Raw genomic sequence first — 18163 nt, 5'->3', positions numbered from 1 at the left:
AAGCTCCGGTCAACGAATGACGAGGTCGGCGTGCAGCGCACCCGCCGCCTTGATCGCCTGAAGGATGCCGATCATCCGCTGGGTATCGACGCGGGCGTTGGACAGCGCCTGCACGAGATCGGCGATGGTGGTGCTCGGGAAGCGGAAGGTGCGGTCGCCCGCCCCTTGCGCGACGCTCAGCCGGGTGTTGGTGACGACCAGACTGCGCACGCCGCCGGGATCGCTGGCGAAACCGGCATAGAAATCAGGCTGCGATGCGACATTTTCGGCCACCACCGAAATCTTGATGTCGCCCTGCGCGATGACCACCGACGACAGCGTCACGTCGCCGCCCGCCACGACGGTGCCGGTGCGTTCGTTGATGACGACGCGCGGCGGGGCGTCGGGCCGCACCGTTACCCGTTCGATGTCGGCAAGGAACGCGGTGAGGTTCGCCGCCGGTCCGGCATAGCGCACCCGCACCTCATCGGCGTTGCGCGCCCACGCGATACCGGGACCCAGCCGTCCCGCGATCCCCGCCGCGATCCGCTCGGCGGTCGAGAAGCTGGGTTCGGCGAGCAGGAACGACAATTCGCCGCCGGGCTTCAGGATCGAACTGTCGACCGACGCCTCGATCGTCGCCCCGCCCTGAAGGATCGCCGATGTCGGATAGTTGCGCTGTTCGCGGTTCAACTGGCTGTCGAAGCGGTGGCCGCCGACCAGCAACTGCCCCTGCGCCAGCGCATAGGTGCGTCCGTCCGGCCCCAGCATCGGCGTCATGATGAGCGTACCGCCGGCAAGGCTGCGGGCATCGCCGATCGAGGCGATCGTCGCATCGATCCGGTCGCCGACGTTGGCCGAGGGCGGTAGCGTAGCCGTGACCATCACCACCGCGACGTTGCGGCTGCTGATCTCGGCGGATTCGACGTTGGTGCCCAGGCGTCCGAGCGCATTGCGCAGCGCCTGCCGCGTCACCGCGCTTTGCCGGGTATCGCCCGATCCCGACAGGCCGATGACGAGGCCGTAGCCGACCAACGCATTCTCACGCCAGCCGTCGAACCGGCCGAGCGCCTTGAGCGGCACCTCCTGCGCGGCGGCGGGCAGCGGGGCGGCGAGCGCCAGCAACAAGGCAAACACGCGCCGCATCAGCCGAGCCCCAGCAGGCTGAACAGCCGGTTGAGCAATCCCGGCCCCGCCCCGCGCGACACGAAGCCGCGCCCGCCGTAATCGATCTCGGCATCGGCGATCCGGCTGGAAAAGATGGCGTTGTCGGGCGTGATGTCGATCGGGCGGATGCGGCCGCGCAGGCGGACTTCGGTCCGCTCGCCGTTCACCTGCATCCGCTGCGTCCCCGTCACGATCAGGTCGCCGTTGGGCAGGACGTCGCTGACGGTGACACTGAGGCGCGTGACCAGTCGTTCGCTGCGCCGGGCATCGCCGCGACCGGTGAAGCCGCCGCCGATCGTCGCCCGGCCGCCTTCGCGGAGCGATCCGGCGTCGATCGAGGCATCGAGATCGGTCGCCTTGCGCGTCGTGGTCTGTTGCGTGTTGCTCGCCTCCGCCGATTGAAAGACGATGACGGTCAGCGCGTCGCCGATCTCGCCCGCGCGCTGATCGGTCGCGAGCGCGTTCCACCGGCCGCGGCGATACAGATCGTCGGCGGGCAGCAGCAGCGTGGCGGCGAGGATGGCGGCGATCATCGCGCGTCCTCCGCGATCGTCAGCGGCGCGGCGAAGACACGGCCCGCGCCGTCGCGGACGAACACCCGATTGCCCGAACGACCCGGCTGCATCGTTACGACCGGGCGTTCGATCGCGACCGGCCCATGGACCGACCGCAGGGTCAGCGCGGTTCCCGCAGCGATCCGCGTCACCGGCGCGGGCAGGAAGCGACCGAGCGGCGTGCCGGCGGGTTGCGCGGTCGCAAGGAAGGCGGTGCCATCGCGCGCGGTGCGCATGGCAGCGGTGGGTTGTCCGGTCAGGCAGGGCACGGCGGCGACTTCGCGGCGCGTCACCGCCTCATCTGCGGCAATCGCGCGGAGCGTAGCCCAGCATTGCATGGCCGTATCGGGGTTCGGTCGCAGCGTGATCGTCGTCGTGCCATCGGACGTGATGGCGAGCGCCGGCAACCGCCGCCGCACCAGCGCGGCGAGCGATGCCGCAGGTAGCACGGTCTGCCGCCGCGCCGCTGGCAGGCGCAGCACCGCCAGCGCTTCGCCCGTCCCGGCAAAGTGCCGGCCATCGGCGTGGCGCACCAGATCGCCGACCGTCACCTCGCGCCGATCGACCGTCACCGTCGCGGCGATGACGAAGCTCATTCCCAGGCCCAGCATCATGTCGCTTGCTCCCCCAAGGCCCTAGCGGCGCAGGCCGTTGGCGATGCCCATCATCTGATCGGCCGCCTGAAGGATCTGGGCATTCGCGGCATAGGCGCGCTGCACCAGCATCATCCGCACCATCTCTTCGGTCAGTTGCACGTTCGATCGTTCGATCGCGCCCTGCACCAGCCGTCCGGTCCCGTCCTCGCCGGGGGCGAAGGCATCGAGCGTGCTATCGTCGGCCACGCGGTACAGCCCGCCGTCGAGCCGCTCGAGCGATGCCGAATCGTTCACCCGCACCAACTGGATCTGGCCGAGCACGACCGGTTCGGCGTCCTGCGCCAGCACCGCGCGGACGGTGCCATCGGCGGCGATGGTCAGGTCGGACGCTTCGTCGGGCACGGTGATCGCCGATTTGAGCGCGAGGCCGGCGGGGCCGGACAATTGCCCGCTCTCGCCGATGGTCAGGCGACCGCCGCGCCACAACAATGTGCGGCCATCCGCGCCCATCAGTTCGATCAGGCCGGCACCTTCGATCGCCACGTCCATCGTGGTGCCGGTGCGCTGCACCTCGCCCTGGTCGTTCAGCATGAACTGCACGTCGAGCGCGACCCCGGCCAGCGTCGGCGCGGCGGAGGCGAGGTCGGCGATCGGCATGCCGCCGTCCGCCGCGCTGGCGACCACATCGGCGAAGCGCACGTCGGAGCGTTTGAAGCCGGCGGTGTTGATGTTGGCGATGTTGTTGGCCAGCGCGTCGAGCGCCAGTTGCTGGGTGCGCAGGCCGACCGCGCCGACGTGATAGGCGCTGCTCATCGCCCGCCCCCGGCGAAGGTCGTGACGACCCGGCCCATCAGTTCGTCGTAGAGCTGGATCAGCTTCGCGCCGTTCTCCGCCTCGCGGACCGCCGCCATGCTGCCGGTCATCTCGTCGCCGAGCGAGACGTTGGACGCTTCGATCGCGCCTTGCCGCACGATCGCGTCGGATGCCTCCTGCATCTCGCCCGCGACGAAGGTTTCGCCAACGATGCGCAGCGCGGCGGGATCGACCGGCCGTTCGATCGCGAGCCGGGCGAGCGCGCGGCCGTTCGCCATCATCGTGCCGTCGCGCTCCAGCCGCATCGTCGCGGCATCGAGGATCACGTCGCCGCCGCCCGCCTGTTGTAGTGCATAGCCCTGCGGCGTCATCAGCCGTCCGTCGGCATCGCGCCGGAACTGGCCCTGCCGGGTGAAAAGCGTGGTCTCGCCCGCGCGCAGCCGGAAATAGCCATCGCCGCTGATCGCCAGATCGAACGGGTTGCCCGTTTCGGTGATCCGGCCCTGATCCTGCTGCAACCGGGTGGCGATCGCCGGTGCGTCGACGCTGGCGCCATCGCGCAGCGCCTGTGCGAAGCCGACCCGTCGCTTGTAGCCCGGCGTCGCCAGATTGGCGACATTATGGGCGACGACATCCAACCGCCGCTCGGCCATCCGCATGATGGCGCTGGCGGACTCTACCAGTCCCGACATTGCACGTTCCCCGCCCCACCACCGTATCGAAGCGATATGGATCGTGGCCGGAGCCCCGATGCCACCGGCCGGGGGCGGGCGTCGCGTGCCGTTAGGTCCGCTATCGAGCGAACACCGGCCGATCCGGCCGGCGTTGCCATCGCCGACCGGGCCGGTGCGGCCGGACGGCGGCGCAACGACCGGCGGATCGGCGGGGGTGCGGGCCGGCGGCACGGCGGTTCCGCGATTGCTTCGTTATGGAGCCAATCGCATCGAACTTTCCGCCCGATCCGGCGATGCGGCGTCGTATTTGACGGGACGGTGCTGTAGCGACGCCGATAACGGACGCCGCCGGGGACGCGCGGCGAGCAGAAGGGCCGAGCCACCGATGATCGATGCCATCCTTGCCCGCGCGACCAATGGCGTGATCGGGCGTGACGGGCAGTTGCCGTGGCATCTGCCGGCCGACCTGAAGCGGTTCAAGGCGCTGACCATGGGGCGGGCGATGGTGATGGGGCGCAAGACGTTCGAGAGCTTTCCCGCCCCCCTGCCCGGTCGGCGGCATATCGTGCTGACCCGCGATCGCGACTGGACGGCGGCGGGGGCCGAGGTCGCGCAGGACCCGGATGCGGCGCTGGCGCTGGCCGGGCCGGACGCGGCGGTGATCGGCGGGGCGGAGATCTTCGCGCTGTTGCTCGACCGGATCGAGCGGATCGAGCTGACCGAGGTCCATGCCGCGCCGCCGGGGGATGCGGTGGTGCCCCCGTTCGCCGGTTGGCGCGAAACGTGGCGCGAGGACCACAGTGCGACGGGCGATCGGCCGGCGTACAGCTTCGTGACGCTGATCCGCTCGACTCTGCCCGACACGCGGGTCTAAGGGCCGCGCCAGCGCCAAGCTGGGCGCCAAGGGAACAGGGCGGCGATGCGCAAGGCGATCTGGTGGGGCGTGGCGTTGCTGGCGATCGCGGCGGCCGCGTTCTTCGCGCTGGTGCCCGGCATCGTCGAGCGATCGATGAACAAGGTAGAGCCGACCCCGGCGCTCGCCGCGCGCTTCGCCAAGGGGCCGCCCGCCCCGGCCGCTACCGGGCCGATCGTCGATCTCCATGCCGATACGCTGCTGTGGTCGCGCGATCTGATGACGCGGGCGCAGCGGGGCCAGGTCGACGTGCCCCGGCTGGCGGCGGGCAATGTCGCGCTCCAGGTCTTTTCGTCGGTGACGAAGACGCCGCGCGGGCAGAATTACGACGCCAACGACGGCGACAGCGACAACATCACCCCGCTGGTGGTCGCGCAGTTGCAGCCGGTGCGGACATGGGGGTCGCTGCTCGAACGATCGGTGTGGCACGCGACCAAGCTGCGCCGGACCGCGCGCACCTCGAACGGGGCGCTGCGGCTGGTGACGAACCCGGCCGAACTGGATGCGCTGCTGGCGGCGCGGGCGGCGGCGCAAGGGGTGCGACCGGTCGGCGCGCTGCTGTCGATCGAGGGGCTGAACGGACTGGACGGGAGCCTCGCCAATCTCGACCGGCTGTATCGCAGCGGGTTCCGCATGGGCGGCCTCACCCATTTCTACGACAACGAGGTCGCCGGATCGATGCACGGCCGCGCCAAGGGCGGCCTCACGCCGTTCGGGCGGACGGTGATGGCGCGGATGGAAGACGTCGGCATGATCGTCGATGTCGCGCATCTGAGCCACGCGGGACTGGCCGAGGTATTGGCCCGCGCGCGCCGGCCGGTCGTCTCCAGCCATGGCGGGGTGCAGGCGACCTGCCCGGTCAACCGCAACCTGACCGACGACGAGGTGCGCGGCATCGCCCGTACCGGCGGCGTGGTCGGCATCGGCTATTGGGCGGGCGCGGTGTGTTCGACCGACCCGCAGGCGATCGTCCGCGCGATCCTGCACGTCCGCAAGGTCGCGGGGATCGATCATGTCGCGCTGGGATCGGATTTCGACGGGGCGGTAACGACCGCGTTCGACGCCGCGCATCTGGCGGTGGTGCCCGAGGCGCTGCGGGCGGCAGGGCTGAACCAGCGCGAGCTGGACAAGGTGATGGGCGGCAATGCGCTCAGGGTGCTGCGCGCCGGTATACAGCCCCTTTCGCGGCGGGCGGCCGCCGGGTAAGGGGCGGCGATGGAGCGGCTGGACGGCAGCGCCCCGGTGCCGGCGCCTCTGCGTGGCGGGATCGTCGCGCTCGGCAATTTCGATGGATTTCATGCCGGGCATCAGGCGGTGGTCGCCCGCGCGGTGGCGCGGGCGCGCGACGCCGGCCGGCCGGCGATCGTCGCGACGTTCGATCCCCATCCGCGCCGCTTCTTCCGGCCCGATACACCGCCGTTCCGGTTGACCAGCCTCGACCAGCGCGAGCGGTTGTTCGCCGCCGCCGGGGCGGATGCGATGCTGGTGTTCGGCTTCGACGCCGCGCTTGCCGGGCTGTCGGCCGAACGGTTCGCGCTCGACCGGCTGGTCGCGCTGATCGGGGCGGGCGGGGTCGTGACCGGCACCGACTTCACCTTCGGCCGGGGGCGCGACGGCGATGTCGCAACGCTGAAGGCGCTGGGCGAAGCGCATGGCTTCGTCGCCGAGACGGTCGCGCCGGTCGGCGACGGGCAGGCGGTCGTATCGTCGTCGCGCATCCGCGACCTGTTGCGCAGCGGCGAGCCGCGCGCGGCGGCGGCGCTGCTGACCCGGCCGTTCGCGGTCGAAGGCGTGGTGGAGCATGGCGCGAAGCTCGGGCGGACGCTCGGCTATCCGACCGCCAATCTGACGCTGGGCAGCTATCTGCGGCCCGCCTACGGCATCTATGCCGCGACCGGGCGGCTGGCCGATGGGCGGGTGTTGAACGGGGCGGCGAGCCTTGGCATCCGCCCGACGATCGAGGGGGCACCGATCGAGTTGCTGGAAACGTATTTCCTCGATTTCTCGGGCGACCTGTACGGGCAGCGGATCGAGGTGGCGCTGATCGAGTATCTGCGGCCCGAAGTGAAGTTCGATTCGCTGGAGGCGTTGACGGTGCAGATGGCGGAGGATTGCCGGAGGGCGAGGCAGGTGCTCGGCGCGCCGGGCAAGGCGTAGCGAAGCTACGCCGAGCCGCCCAAGGCGCGCTCGGCCGGCGGCGCGAGAAGCGCCGTCCGACGGCACGGGCTTTGCCCGTGGCGGGTGTTCGGGACCGGTGGAACCGTTGCCGGGCAGGAGCCGCAACGTCGGCATGTATGGATTCCGGCCTTCGCCGGAATGACGAGAGTGGGTGGTGCGCGCCGGGCAAGGCGTAGCGAAGCTACGTCCGAGCCGCCCAAGGCGCGCCCGGCCGGCGGCGCGAGAAGCGCCGTCCGACGACGCGGGCTTTGCCCGTGGCGGGGCCGAATTCCGCCCTAAGTTTACAAAGTTTACACTAACGACGCATTTGTTGCGAATGAATCGCAGGCTGTGATGACGGGGCGGGAGCCGCTGCCGACAGTGCGTGCGGGACCGTGGACCCCGGAACGGGTCCGGGGTGACGATGTGTCTGGCGCGATCGGGGTGGACGGGAACGGGCGGCATTGCCGGAGCCTGCACCGGATGATGGGGTGTAGGACAGCGTGGTGTTCAGGTGTGTCCATGTGCCGCTTGCGGAAGCCTACCCACCCCCGACCCCTCCCTTCCAGGGAGGGGAGAAGGTGCGTGCCTTACCGCAGCACGAAGCGGACCGAGACGCTGGCGGTGAGTTCCTGTTCGCCCGCGACGATCGGGGTCGCCTCGTCGCGCTGGACCGACATGCGCGCCATCATCGGCATCGGCGGCTGCGGGAACGAAGCACCGCCCTCGGCGATGGTCAGGATGCGGTCGACGCGCAGGCCGGCGGCGCGGGCGTACAGCTCGGCGCGGCCGCGGGCGCGGCGGATCGCGTCGGTGCGGGCTTCGTCGAGGGCGGCGTCGGCCGCCTCGACCGAGAGGGTCGGCCCGTCGATCTGGTTCGCGCCCTGCGCGACCAGCGCGTCGAGGATCGTACCGCTCTTCGCCACGTCGCGGAAGCGGATCGCGACGCTGTTGCTCGCCTGATAGCCGGTGATCGCCGGCGGCTGGTTCTCAGCATAACGATATTGCGGCTGGAGCTGGATTTGCGCGGTCTGGAGATCGCGGTCGGCGACGCCGGCACGGCGCAGCGCGGCGACGACGCGGGTCATTCGCTGGGCATTGTCCGCCAGCGCGGCGGCGGCGGTCGGCGCCTGCGAGACGACGCCGGCGCGGATCGTCGCGATGTCGGGCTTGCGCGTCGCCTTGCCCTCGGCGGTCACGTCGAGCAGCGTCGCATCGGCGGGCCATGCCGCCATCGGTGCCGGCGGCGTCGCTTGCTGCGCGGTCGCAGGGGTGGCGGCGATCGCGGCGAGGATCAGGGCGGAACGGAGCATCGGCAGTTTCCTTCGCGTGAAATTCGGCAAGGCCGGTCGTTACGGTCACGTCGAGTAACGCCGGCTGAACGCAATCGATGCGATCCTTGTGATCCTTATCGAAAAACGCGATGGTGCGATTGAAACCGGTGCTTTATTACGATAATACAGCGCCGATACGCAGGGGGGGCCTGCGAGCGGGATGGCCTGAATGAACTACGAATCGACGACGATCGCGGGGGAACGGCACGCATTGACCGGGCCGGGGGCACCGCGTTCGCGCCGGCGGGCGGTGATCGTGGGGGTCATCGTCGTGGTGCTGGTGATGATCGGCGCATGGTGGGACTTTGGCAAGGGCAAGAGCGACGGCGCGGCGACCAAGGCCGCCGCCACCGCCCCGGCGAGCGCGCTGCCCAAGGTGACGGTGGTGGTGCCCGGCCGCGAGACGGTGACGCGCACCGTCACCGGCACCGGATCGCTGGCCGCGCGGCGCGAGATGCCGGTCGGCGTGGTTGGCGAAGGCGGCCTCGTCACGCGCGTGCTGGTGGAGCCGGGTAGCTGGGTGGCGGCGGGTCAGGTGCTGGCCAGCGTCGACCGGTCGGTACAGGCGCAGACCGCCGAATCGCTGGCCGCGCAGGTGCGCGTGGCGCGCGCCGACGCGCGGATCGCGCAGACCGAACTCGACCGGTCGAACCAGTTGGTCGGGCGCGGTTTCGTGTCCAAGGCCGATCTCGACCGCAAGACCGCGACGCGCGATTCGGCCAATGCCCGGGTGCGGGTGGCCGAGGCGCAACTGGCCGAGACGCAGGCGCGCAACCGCCGGCTCGACATTCGCGCGCCCGCCGCCGGCCTCGTCCTCACCCGCGTGGTCGAGCCGGGGCAGGTGGTCGGCAGTGGCAGCGGCGTGCTGTTCCGCATCGCGATGGGCGGGCAGATGGAGATGCGCGCGCAGTTGAGCGAGGCCGATCTGGCGAGCGTGCGCGCCGGCGTGCCGGCCGAGGTGGTCCCGGTAGGCGGGACCCGCGTGTTCAAGGGCGAGGTGTGGCAGGTGTCGCCGATCATCGATCCGCAGACGCGGCAGGGCATCGCCCGCATCGCGCTGAAATATGATCCGGCGCTGCGCCCCGGCGGCTTCGCCAGCGCGCGGGTGGGTGCCGGGGCGTCGACCGCGCCGCTGCTCCCTGAATCGGCGGTGCTGAGCGACGACAAGGGCAGCTATGTCTATGTTATCGACGCGCAGAACAAGGCCGTGCGCCGCGACGTGCGCGTGGCCGAGGTGTCCGACGAGGGCGCGCTGATCGGATCGGGGCTGATCGGCGACGAGCGGGTGGTGGCGAGCGCGGGTGCGTTCCTGAACCCGGGGCAGCAGGTGGTGCCGGTGCGCGCCGCCGCACGCAAGGAATAGCGCTGATGGGCTTTCGCAACATCTCGGCATGGTCGATCCGCAACCCGGTGGCGCCGCTGGTGCTGTTCCTCGCGCTCACGCTGGCGGGGATCGTCAGCTTCATGCGGATGGACGTGAACCAGGACCCGGACATCGAATTCCCGGTCGCGATCGTCGTCATCAGCCAGCCGGGGGCCGCGCCCACCGAACTGGAAACGCAGGTCACGCAGCGCGTCGAGGCGGCGGTGCGGTCGTTGCAGGGCATCGACCAGATCGAATCGACGGTGAGCGAAGGCCAGTCGCAGACCGTCATCCAGCTCGACATCGGCACGCCGATCGACCGCGCGGTCAACGACGTGCGCGAGGCGGTGAACCAGATCCGCAGCGCGCTGCCCGACGGCATCCTCGAGCCGCAGGTGTTTCGCGCCAACACCACCGACAAGGACCTCGCGTCGTGGACGGCGATCGCCGACGACATGACGCCCGAACAGCTTAGCTGGTACGTCGATAACACCGTCAGCAAGGAATTGCTGTCGATCGAGGGCATGGCGACCGTCGAGCGGGTCGGCGGCGTCGACCGCGAGATTCGCGTGACGCTCGACCCGGCACGGCTGCAGGCGCAGGGGCTGACCGCGAGCCAGGTCAATCAGGCGCTGCGGCAGGTCAATCTGAACGCGGCGGGCGGCAAGGCGGAGATCGCCGGATCGCAACAGTCGGTGCGCGTGCTGGGCAACGCCGCCACCGCCTATGCGCTCAGCCAGACGCAGGTGCCGGTGGGCGGCGGGCGATCGGTGCGGCTGGCGGACATCGCCGACGTGCGCGACGCCTATGCCGAGCCGACCAGCCTTGCCGAATATAACGGCCGGCCGGTGCTGGCGTTCGACATCAAGCGCGCCAAGGGCGCGTCGGACGTGACCGTGTTCCACGAGGCGGAAAAGAAGATCGCCGACCTTCAGAAGCGCAACCCGCAGGTCCGCTTCGCGCTGCTGTCCAATTCGGTCAAGTTCACCGAAATCCAGTATCATTCGGCGATGTCGGCGATGGTCGAGGGCGCGATCCTTGCGATCGTCGTCGTGTTCCTGTTCCTGCGCGACTGGCGCGCGACGCTGATCTCGGCGCTGGCCATTCCGCTGTCGGCGATCCCCGCCTTCTGGTTCATGGACATGATGGAGTTCACGCTCAACCAGATGACGCTGCTGGCGCTCAGTCTGGTGGCGGGCGTGCTGGTCGACGATGCGATCGTCGAGATCGAGAACATCGTCCGGCACATGCGGATGGGCAAGACCGCGTACCAGGCATCGATCGACGCGGCGGACGAGATCGGCATCGCGGTGCTGGCGACCACCATGGCGATCGTCGCGGTGTTCCTGCCGGTGGGGATGATGCCGGGGATCGCAGGCCAGTTCTTCAAGAATTTCGGCTTCACCGTCGTCGTTTCGGTGCTGATGAGCCTTGCGGTCGCGCGGCTCATCACACCGATGATCGCCGCCTATTTCCTGAAAGCCCATGGGTCGGCCGTCCACGGCGAGGGCTGGCTGATGGACCGGTACATGGACGTGCTGCGCTGGACGCTGCGGCACCGCTGGGCACCGATCGTCGGCGGCGTCGCCGCGCTGGCGCTGACCGTGGTCATGTTCATGGTGCTGCCGCAGACGTTCCAGCCGCCGCAGGACCGCGACCGGGTGACGGCGAGTATCGAGATGGTGCCGGGCACCACGCTGGAACAGACCGCCGTGGTGGTGAAGCGGGTCGAGAATCTGCTGAACGGACAGCCGCTGGTCAAATCGGTCTATTCGTCGTCCTATGCCGGCAACGGTCGCGTCACCGCCGAACTGCTCGACAAGCCGACCTTCGGCATGCGGGTACGCCATGCGCTGGGCATGATGGACGATGCCGCCTTCGATGCGATGCGATCGGTCAAGAGCGTCGAGTTCGAGCGTGGCCTGGCGCCGCAACTGGCGGCGATTCCCGATGCGCGGGTGTCGTTCCGGTCGCAGTTCGGCTGGGGCGGGTCGAGCCGCGACCTGTCGATCACGCTGGGCGGCGACGATCCGGTCAAGCTGAACCAGACCGCGAACCAGTTGGTCAAGGACATGGAAAAGCTGCCGATGGTGGTCGCCCCGCGCGTGTCGGGCGATCTGCAACGGCCGGAGATCATCATCCGCCCGCGCAGCGACCTTGCCGCCAGCCTGGGCGTGACCACCGCCGCGCTGTCGGGGGCGATCCGCATCGCGACATTGGGCGACATCGACCAGAACAGCGCGCGCTTCTCGCTGTCCGACCGGCAGATCCCGATCCGGGTCGCGCTGTCGCGCGATGCGCGCTCACGGCTGTCGACGATCCAGAACCTGCCGGTGCCGACCGCGAGCGGCGCATCGGTGCCGCTGTCGGTCGTCGCCGACATCGGGTTCGGCGCGGGGCCTACCAAGATCGACCGGATCAACCAGCAGCGCCGGCTGGTCGTCGGCGCGGACCTGGCACCGGGCGTCGTGTCCGGCGTGGCGATGGCCGCGATCAAGAACACGCCGACGATGAAGAACCTGCCGCTGGGCGTATCCGAACTGAGCGTCGGTCAGGCGAAGTGGCAGGCGGAGATGATCCAGAACTTCATCGTCGCGGTGATCTCGGGCATCTTCCTCGTCTTCGGCGTGCTGGTGCTGCTCTACAAGCGGGTGATGCCGCCGTTCGTGAATATGGGGTCGCTGTTCCTTGCCCCCTTGGGCGGATTGCTGGCGCTGTGGGTGACGGGCAATCCGATCTCGATGCCGGTCTATATCGGGCTGCTGATGCTGCTGGGCATCGTCGCCAAGAATTCGATCCTGCTGATCGATTTCGCGCTGGAGGAGATGGAGAAGGGTGTCGACAAGGAAGTCGCGATCCTCGACGCCGGGCACAAGCGCGCGCAGCCGATCGTGATGACCACGGTGGCGATGATCGCCGGCATGGTGCCGACCGCGCTGGCGCTGTCGGGCGATGCGTCGTCGCGCGCGCCGATGGGCATCACCGTGATCGGCGGGCTGACGCTCTCGACGTTGCTGACGCTACTGATCGTGCCGGGGGCGTTCAGCCTCGCGGTCGGGCTGGAGCGGTGGATCGGGCCGAAGATGGCGCGGCGGCTGCTGACCTATCGGCCCGGTGATGGCGATCCGTACGGGCCGCTGATCGATCACCAGCCGGGCGGGCGGTTGGCCAAGGATGACGGGCCGAAGGGGCTGCCGGCGGCGGAGTGACGGGGTAGCCGTACTCGCGACCCGCTCCCCTCCCTGACAAGGGAGGAGTTGGGGGTGGGTCGGTCCGCGAGGGAAGGTACGCGCGCCACAACCGGCCTACCCACCCCCGGCCCCTCCCTTCTCAGGGAGGGGAGCAGGGTCGGTCATTGCGAAAGCGACCGTTGCCGATTGAACCAAACCGCCGCTCGACCTTTGTTACGGGGATGCCACGATCTGCGGGCGTCGTCCGCGGGGGCGATGCGGTTCCTCCTCAACTGCGCCGGATGCGGCGTGTCGCGACCGGGCTGCTGGTGGCGATGGCCGCGCTGTTCCTGCTGTCGCGGCGGCTGCACGACGTCCATTCCGGCTGGGGCTATGTTCAGGCGTTCGCCGAGGCCGCGATGGTCGGCGGGCTGGCCGACTGGTTCGCGGTCACGGCGCTGTTCCGCCATCCGCTGGGCGTGCCGATCCCGCATACCGCGATCGTGCCGCGCAACAAGGACCGGATCGGCGATACGCTCGCGGCGTTCCTGCGCGACAATTTCCTGACCGCGCATATCGTCGCGCGGCGGATGCGGCGGTTCGATCTAGCGCTGGCCGCCGGGCGCTGGCTGGCCGATCCCCTGGCGCGATCGGGGCGGTTGCGCCACGGCGCGTCGCGCCTCGCGGTCAGCATGCTGGAGGCGCTCGACCCCGAGCAGTTCGGCACGACGGTGCGCGGCGCGCTGGCCAACCGGATGCGGGCATGGCCGGTCGCGCCGACGCTGGGGCGCACGCTCACCACGCTGGTCGAGGGTGATCGCCACCTGCCGCTGATCGACGCGGTCGTTCGGTGGACCGCCAAGACGCTCGACGCCAACGAGGACATGGTGCGCGACATGATCCGCAAGCGCGCGGGATCGGTGCTGCGCTGGACGGGACTCGACGAGACGCTGGCCAATTCGGTGCTGAACGGCCTGCGCAAGATGCTCGACGAGGTGGCGGCCGATCCGGCGCACCCCTTACGCGCCAAGGCGAACGAGGGGCTGGCGCTCCTTGCCCACGACTTGCAGCACAGTCCCGAGCTTCAGGCGAAGGTCGAGCGGTTCAAGAACGAACTGCTCGACAATCCGGCGGTGGCGGCATGGTGGATGGGGGTGTGGGAGCGAATCCGCGCGGCGATGCTGGCGCATGCCCGCGACCCCGACCGAGCGCTGAACGGTCCGATCGGCGAGGCGCTGCGCCAACTGGGCGCGACGTTGCAGTCGGACGCGGTACTGCGGGCGAAGGTCAACCGCTTCGCCCGGCGCGCGGTGGTGGGCGGTATCGCCGATTATGGCGACGGGATCGTCCGGCTGGTGTCGGACACGGTGCGTGGCTGGGACGCGGCGACGATCACGCTGCGGCTGGAAAATGCGGTCGGGCGCGACCTGCAATATATCCGCATCAACGGGACGCTGGTCGGCGGGCTGGTCGGGCTGGTCATCCATGTCGTGGATGTGTGGTTGTGATGGGGGTGCGGGCTGCCGTTCGCGCGACCTGCTCCCCTTCCTCGAAGGGAGGGGTTGGGTTGGCTCGTGAGGGAAGCTTGGCGCGTCACAACCGGCCTACCCACCCCCGGCCCCTCCCTTGTCAGGGAGGGGAGGGTTTCGGGGTTGCTGTACGGCAGGACGCAGGGCGGCCATCGCTCGTGGCGATGTGGACCCCGGAACCGGTCCGGGGTGACGCTGTGGGTGAGGTTCGGGTTTCGAGCCTCTCCCCCTCCCCGGCTGGAACGGAAGGTCAGCCTCGCCAGTCGAGGATCGGCCAGCCGCGCTTTTTCGCCAGTGCTTTCAGCGGCGCGTGGGCGTTGACCGGGAACGGCTCGTCGGCCCAGTCGAATACGGGAGCGTCGGACACATGATCGCTGTAGAAGCGCACGCGCACGTCGTCGCGCGCGATGCCGTTGCCCTCGACCCATGCACGAATCGCGCGCAGCTTGGCCGCGCCGTAACAATTCTCGCCATGGATGCGCGGCAGGACATGGCCGTCCTCGCGCCCGACGCTTTCGGTGGCGATCACCGCGTCGAAGCCGAGCAGGTCGGCGATCTCCTGCGCGTAGAAGCGGTAGGAGGCGGTGGCGAGGATCAGCATCCGTCCCTCGGCGCGGTCGGCCTCAATCCGGTCGCGCGCGCCGTCGAGCAGCCCGGTGGCGACCGTCGCCTGCGCGAATCGGCGCGCGGTATCGGCCAGCCGCTCGCCCGGCACCGCGCGGCCGAGGATCAGCCGCTGGGTCATTTCCTTCAACCGGTCGCGGCCATAGAGTTTGAGCGCATAGCCCGCCACCGCCGCGCCGGCGATTGGCAGCAGCAGCAGCGCGCTGCGTCCCCGCTCGCGCGCGGCATGGCGCAGGAACGGCGTCCACGTCGCGACGCGGGTGATGGTCTTGTCCATGTCATAGATGGCGAGATCGCGGTGTCGCATGGGCGAAGCGCGTACCATCTTGCCGCGACGCCGCAAATCGCCGATGGATGGCGGTGATGAGCGCTTCCGCCGATTTTTCGCACGTCCGAACCGATGGCGGGCAGGCGCTTCGCTTCTCGGGCGACCTGTCTCTCGCGCATATCGGCGACCTGCCCGACCGGCTTGGTGCCGTGGAGGAGAAGGTCGACCGAATCGACCTGTCGGGGATCGACCGGATCGATACGGTGGGCGCGTGGGTGATCCACCGCTTCGCCCGCGACCGTGATGTCCGAATCGAGGGACTGAGCGCCGACAGCCAGCATCTGTTCGATCAGGTGGCGGCGGCCGACGATCCGGTGGTGCGCAAGGAACGGCCGTCCAGCCCGCCGGTGCGCGTGCTGGAGGAAATCGGCGAGGCGGTGTCGGGCAGCGGGCGGCAGATGCTCGGGCTGCTGGGGTTCATGGGGGCGACGGTCCTCGCCTTCATCAACGTGGTGCTCAATCCCAAGCGGTTCCGCTTCAACGCGACGGTGCAACGATTCGAGGTGGTCGGCGTCTCGGCGCTCGGCATCATCGGGCTGATGAGCTTCCTGATCGGCATGGTCATCGCGCAGCAGGGCGCGGTGCAGCTCCGCCAGTTCGGCGCGGAGGTGTTCACGATCAACCTGATCGGGCGGCTGACCTTCCGCGAGCTGGGCGTGCTGATGACCGCGATCATGGTCGCCGGCAGGTCGGGATCGGCGTTCGCCGCACAGCTCGGCACGATGAAGCTGACCGAAGAGATCGACGCGATGCGCACGATCGGCGTGTCGCCGATGGAGGCGCTGGTGCTGCCGCGCGTGATCGCGGCGATCGTGATGATGCTGCTTTTGGGCTTCTATGCGTCGATCATCGCGATCATCGGCGGCGGGCTGTTGAGCTGGGCGCAGCTCGGCATTCCGCCGATCACCTTCGTCACGCGCATCCGTGAGGTGGTGCCGATCACCGACCTGTATATCGGGCTCATCAAGGCCCCGGTGTTCGGCGCGATCATCGGCATGGCGGGGTGTTTCCACGGCATGCAGGTGGAGAGCGACGCCGAACAGGTCGGCAGCCGGACGACGGCGGCGGTGGTGCAGGCGATCTTCCTCGTCATCGTGCTCGATGCGTTTTTCGCGATCTTCTTCGCATGGATCGGATGGATATGAGCGACGACGACTCGATCATCCGCGTGCGCGGCCTGAAAAACCAGTTCGGCGATCAGGTGATCCACGAGAACCTCGATCTCGACGTGCGGCGCGGCGAGATCCTCGGCGTGGTCGGCGGCTCGGGCACCGGCAAGTCGGTACTGATGCGATCGATCATCGGGTTGCAGACGCCCACCGCCGGCACGATCGAGGTGTTCGGCGAGACCACGATCGGGCGCGAGGAGACCGAGGCGACCGAGATCCGCAAGAAATGGGGCGTGCTGTTCCAGGGCGGGGCGTTGTTCTCGACGCTGACCGTCGCCGAGAATGTGCAGGTGCCGCTCAAGGAATTCTACCCGAAGCTCAAACCCGCGCTGCTCGACGAGATCGCCGGCTACAAGGTCGTGATGACCGGTCTGCCCGCCAATGCCGGGCCGAAATACCCCTCCGAACTGTCGGGGGGCATGAAGAAGCGCGCCGGCCTGGCGCGCGCGCTGGCGCTCGATCCGCAGTTGCTGTTTCTGGATGAGCCGACGGCGGGACTCGACCCGATCGGCGCGGCGGCGTTCGACGAGCTGACCGCGTCGTTGCAAAAGACGCTAGGGCTGACCGTGTTCCTCATCACCCATGATCTCGACACGCTGCACGCCATCTGTGACCGGGTGGCGGTGCTGGCGGACAAACGGGTGATCGCGGTCGGCACGATCGACGAGCTGCTGGCGCTGGATCATCCGTGGATCCAGGAATATTTCAACGGACCCCGTGGCCGTGCCGCGACCGATGCGCAGGAGCGCATCGCGCGCTCGGCCCCCCAACATGACGAGGCCGGCGTGACGCTGGCCAAGCCCCAAGCCCAGAGGCGCTGATGGAAACCCGGTCGAACCATGTCCTCGTCGGCGCCGTGGTGCTGATCCTGCTCGCCATGCTGGCGCTGTTCACCGTGTGGCTCGCGCGGGTCGGCGGCGGCAGCGAGAAGGAATATGACGTCTTCTTCAAACAGGCGGTCGACGGGCTGGCCAAGGGATCGCCGGTGTCGTTCTCGGGCGTGCCGTCGGGGCAGGTCGAGGACATCGCGCTGTGGCCCAAGGACCCGCAGTTCGTGCGCGTGCGGATCAAGGTGAAGGACGAGACGCCGGTCCTGCTCGGCACGACCGCGACGATCATCGGCAGCTTCACCGGCGTGTCGACGATCACGCTCGACGGCGCGGTCAAGGGCGCACCGCCGATCCAGTGCCCCGAGGTGAACCCCGAACAGTCGTGCCCGATGGGCGTGCCGGTGATCCCGCCCAAGGCGGGCGGCGTCGCCGCGCTGCTGAGTTCGGCGCCGCAGTTGCTCGAGCGCGTCACGACGCTGACCGAGCGGCTGGCCGACGTGCTGTCCGACCGCAACCAGAATTCGATCGCCGCGATCCTCGACAGCACCAACCGGCTGACCGACGCACTGGCCGATCGCGGGCCGGAAATCGCCGCGACGCTGGCCGAGACGCGGATCGCGATCCAGCGCGCCGGCGTCGCCTCGCAGCAGATCGGCGAGCTGGCGGCGACCACCAACGGCGTGCTGGCCAACGACATCCAGCCGACGATCCAGCAGTTGAACCGCACGATCGCCAGCGCGCAACGGAGCGCCGAGACGCTCAATTCGGCGATCGGCGACGCGCAGCCGGGGTTGAAGGCGTTCAGCAAGCAGACCGTGCCGCAGGTGAACCAGTTGGTCGGCGACCTGCGCGCGATGACCAGCGCGCTCGCCTCGGTCGCCGAGAAGGTCGATCAGGGTGGAGCGACCGCGCTGGTCGGCCGGTCGAAGCTGCCCGATTACGAGCCCAAGAAGTGAGAGACGC

General features: G+C 69.3%; 16 protein-coding genes. 9 read left to right on the top strand and 7 right to left on the bottom strand.

Annotated elements, in window-relative coordinates; genetic code table 11:
* Positions 1-9: 9 nt before the first annotated feature.
* The 5 genes from flgI to LRA89_RS01330 are packed head-to-tail and all read right to left on the bottom strand — an operon-like array spanning position 10 to position 3801.
* On the bottom strand, positions 10-1125 hold the full coding sequence (gene flgI, locus LRA89_RS01350; RefSeq protein WP_230635800.1) for a flagellar basal body P-ring protein FlgI: 1116 nt from the start codon (positions 1123-1125) through the stop codon (positions 10-12).
* The gene (locus LRA89_RS01345) at positions 1125-1679 is read right to left on the bottom strand and encodes a flagellar basal body L-ring protein FlgH (protein WP_230635798.1); all 555 of its coding nucleotides are present in this window, start codon (positions 1677-1679) and stop codon (positions 1125-1127) included. Before LRA89_RS01345 ends, flgI begins: the two co-directional genes overlap by 1 nt.
* Positions 1676-2314, bottom strand: a complete 639-nt coding sequence (locus LRA89_RS01340; protein WP_230635796.1) for a hypothetical protein — start codon at positions 2312-2314, stop codon at positions 1676-1678. The genes LRA89_RS01345 and LRA89_RS01340 overlap by 4 nt, the downstream gene beginning before the upstream one ends.
* Positions 2315-2335: 21 nt before the next feature.
* A complete protein-coding gene (locus tag LRA89_RS01335) occupies positions 2336-3109 on the bottom strand; it encodes a flagellar hook-basal body protein (RefSeq protein WP_230635794.1) in 774 nt (257 codons plus the stop codon).
* Positions 3106-3801, bottom strand: coding sequence for a flagellar hook-basal body protein (locus tag LRA89_RS01330; protein WP_230635792.1), 696 nt, complete (start codon positions 3799-3801; stop codon positions 3106-3108). The genes LRA89_RS01335 and LRA89_RS01330 overlap by 4 nt, the downstream gene beginning before the upstream one ends.
* Before the next feature lie 367 nt (positions 3802-4168).
* Here LRA89_RS01330 and LRA89_RS01325 point away from each other — a divergent pair, with 367 nt between their 5' ends.
* From LRA89_RS01325 to LRA89_RS01315, 3 genes are read left to right on the top strand one after another with little or no spacing between them, the layout of a single operon-like run.
* Positions 4169-4657, top strand: a complete 489-nt coding sequence (locus LRA89_RS01325) for a dihydrofolate reductase (RefSeq protein WP_230635790.1) — start codon at positions 4169-4171, stop codon at positions 4655-4657.
* Between the two features lie 45 nt (positions 4658-4702).
* On the top strand, positions 4703-5902 hold the full coding sequence (locus tag LRA89_RS01320; protein WP_230635788.1) for a dipeptidase: 1200 nt from the start codon (positions 4703-4705) through the stop codon (positions 5900-5902).
* A gap of 9 nt (positions 5903-5911) precedes the next feature.
* Entirely contained in the window at positions 5912-6853 is a 942-nt protein-coding gene (locus LRA89_RS01315; RefSeq protein ID WP_230635786.1) for a bifunctional riboflavin kinase/FAD synthetase, read from the top strand.
* A 590-nt stretch (positions 6854-7443) separates the two neighbouring features.
* Here LRA89_RS01315 and LRA89_RS01310 read toward each other — a convergent pair.
* The gene (locus LRA89_RS01310; RefSeq protein ID WP_055757954.1) at positions 7444-8166 is read right to left on the bottom strand and encodes an SIMPL domain-containing protein; all 723 of its coding nucleotides are present in this window, start codon (positions 8164-8166) and stop codon (positions 7444-7446) included.
* A 190-nt stretch (positions 8167-8356) separates the two neighbouring features.
* Here LRA89_RS01310 and LRA89_RS01305 point away from each other — a divergent pair, with 190 nt between their 5' ends.
* From LRA89_RS01305 to LRA89_RS01295, 3 genes are all read left to right on the top strand, one after another.
* On the top strand, positions 8357-9550 hold the full coding sequence (locus tag LRA89_RS01305) for an efflux RND transporter periplasmic adaptor subunit (protein WP_230635784.1): 1194 nt from the start codon (positions 8357-8359) through the stop codon (positions 9548-9550).
* A 5-nt stretch (positions 9551-9555) separates the two neighbouring features.
* Complete coding sequence (locus LRA89_RS01300) at positions 9556-12759, top strand: efflux RND transporter permease subunit (protein ID WP_056498765.1); 3204 nt, start codon at positions 9556-9558, stop codon at positions 12757-12759.
* A 263-nt stretch (positions 12760-13022) separates the two neighbouring features.
* Positions 13023-14228, top strand: coding sequence for a DUF445 domain-containing protein (locus tag LRA89_RS01295; protein ID WP_230635782.1), 1206 nt, complete (start codon positions 13023-13025; stop codon positions 14226-14228).
* A gap of 271 nt (positions 14229-14499) precedes the next feature.
* Here LRA89_RS01295 and LRA89_RS01290 read toward each other — a convergent pair whose 3' ends face one another.
* Positions 14500-15180 carry an HAD family hydrolase gene (locus tag LRA89_RS01290; RefSeq protein ID WP_230635780.1) on the bottom strand — a complete coding sequence of 227 codons (681 nt, stop codon included), beginning with the start codon at positions 15178-15180 and terminating at the stop codon, positions 14500-14502.
* Between the two features lie 56 nt (positions 15181-15236).
* Between LRA89_RS01290 and LRA89_RS01285 the strand changes: the two genes are divergently transcribed.
* Genes LRA89_RS01285 through LRA89_RS01275 form a run of 3 tightly spaced genes read left to right on the top strand, consistent with a single transcriptional unit; the run spans position 15237 to position 18156 of the window.
* A complete protein-coding gene (locus tag LRA89_RS01285; protein ID WP_230635778.1) occupies positions 15237-16346 on the top strand; it encodes an ABC transporter permease in 1110 nt (369 codons plus the stop codon).
* The gene (locus LRA89_RS01280; RefSeq protein WP_230635776.1) at positions 16343-17191 is read left to right on the top strand and encodes an ABC transporter ATP-binding protein; all 849 of its coding nucleotides are present in this window, start codon (positions 16343-16345) and stop codon (positions 17189-17191) included. Before LRA89_RS01285 ends, LRA89_RS01280 begins: the two co-directional genes overlap by 4 nt.
* Complete coding sequence (locus LRA89_RS01275; RefSeq protein ID WP_056498756.1) at positions 17191-18156, top strand: MlaD family protein; 966 nt, start codon at positions 17191-17193, stop codon at positions 18154-18156. The genes LRA89_RS01280 and LRA89_RS01275 overlap by 1 nt, the downstream gene beginning before the upstream one ends.
* The last annotated feature ends 7 nt before the right edge of the window (positions 18157-18163 follow it).

Origin of the sequence: Sphingomonas sp. Leaf4 (assembly GCF_920939515.1) — a bacterium.
Classification (GTDB): Bacteria; Pseudomonadota; Alphaproteobacteria; order Sphingomonadales; family Sphingomonadaceae; genus Sphingomonas.
The sequence above is the reverse complement of the archived record's forward strand: the minus strand, read 5'-3'. Positions and strand labels throughout refer to the sequence as shown.

Bases quoted from the DNA above. Each gene is read 5' to 3' on its own strand.
- LRA89_RS01310 (WP_055757954.1), bottom strand. From the start codon at position 8,166: ATGCTCCGTTCCGCCCTGATCCTCGCCGCGATCGCCGCCACCCCTGCG.
- LRA89_RS01290 (WP_230635780.1), bottom strand. From the start codon at position 15,180: ATGCGACACCGCGATCTCGCCATCTATGACATGGACAAGACCATCACC.
- LRA89_RS01285 (WP_230635778.1), top strand. From the start codon at position 15,237: ATGAGCGCTTCCGCCGATTTTTCGCACGTCCGAACCGATGGCGGGCAG.
- flgI (WP_230635800.1), bottom strand. From the start codon at position 1,125: ATGCGGCGCGTGTTTGCCTTGTTGCTGGCGCTCGCCGCCCCGCTGCCC.
- LRA89_RS01325 (WP_230635790.1), top strand. From the start codon at position 4,169: ATGATCGATGCCATCCTTGCCCGCGCGACCAATGGCGTGATCGGGCGT.
- LRA89_RS01335 (WP_230635794.1), bottom strand. From the start codon at position 3,109: ATGAGCAGCGCCTATCACGTCGGCGCGGTCGGCCTGCGCACCCAGCAA.
- LRA89_RS01305 (WP_230635784.1), top strand. From the start codon at position 8,357: ATGAACTACGAATCGACGACGATCGCGGGGGAACGGCACGCATTGACC.
- LRA89_RS01345 (WP_230635798.1), bottom strand. From the start codon at position 1,679: ATGATCGCCGCCATCCTCGCCGCCACGCTGCTGCTGCCCGCCGACGAT.
- LRA89_RS01280 (WP_230635776.1), top strand. From the start codon at position 16,343: ATGAGCGACGACGACTCGATCATCCGCGTGCGCGGCCTGAAAAACCAG.
- LRA89_RS01295 (WP_230635782.1), top strand. From the start codon at position 13,023: ATGCGGCGTGTCGCGACCGGGCTGCTGGTGGCGATGGCCGCGCTGTTC.
- LRA89_RS01320 (WP_230635788.1), top strand. From the start codon at position 4,703: ATGCGCAAGGCGATCTGGTGGGGCGTGGCGTTGCTGGCGATCGCGGCG.
- LRA89_RS01300 (WP_056498765.1), top strand. From the start codon at position 9,556: ATGGGCTTTCGCAACATCTCGGCATGGTCGATCCGCAACCCGGTGGCG.
- LRA89_RS01340 (WP_230635796.1), bottom strand. From the start codon at position 2,314: ATGATGCTGGGCCTGGGAATGAGCTTCGTCATCGCCGCGACGGTGACG.
- LRA89_RS01330 (WP_230635792.1), bottom strand. From the start codon at position 3,801: ATGTCGGGACTGGTAGAGTCCGCCAGCGCCATCATGCGGATGGCCGAG.
- LRA89_RS01275 (WP_056498756.1), top strand. From the start codon at position 17,191: ATGGAAACCCGGTCGAACCATGTCCTCGTCGGCGCCGTGGTGCTGATC.
- LRA89_RS01315 (WP_230635786.1), top strand. From the start codon at position 5,912: ATGGAGCGGCTGGACGGCAGCGCCCCGGTGCCGGCGCCTCTGCGTGGC.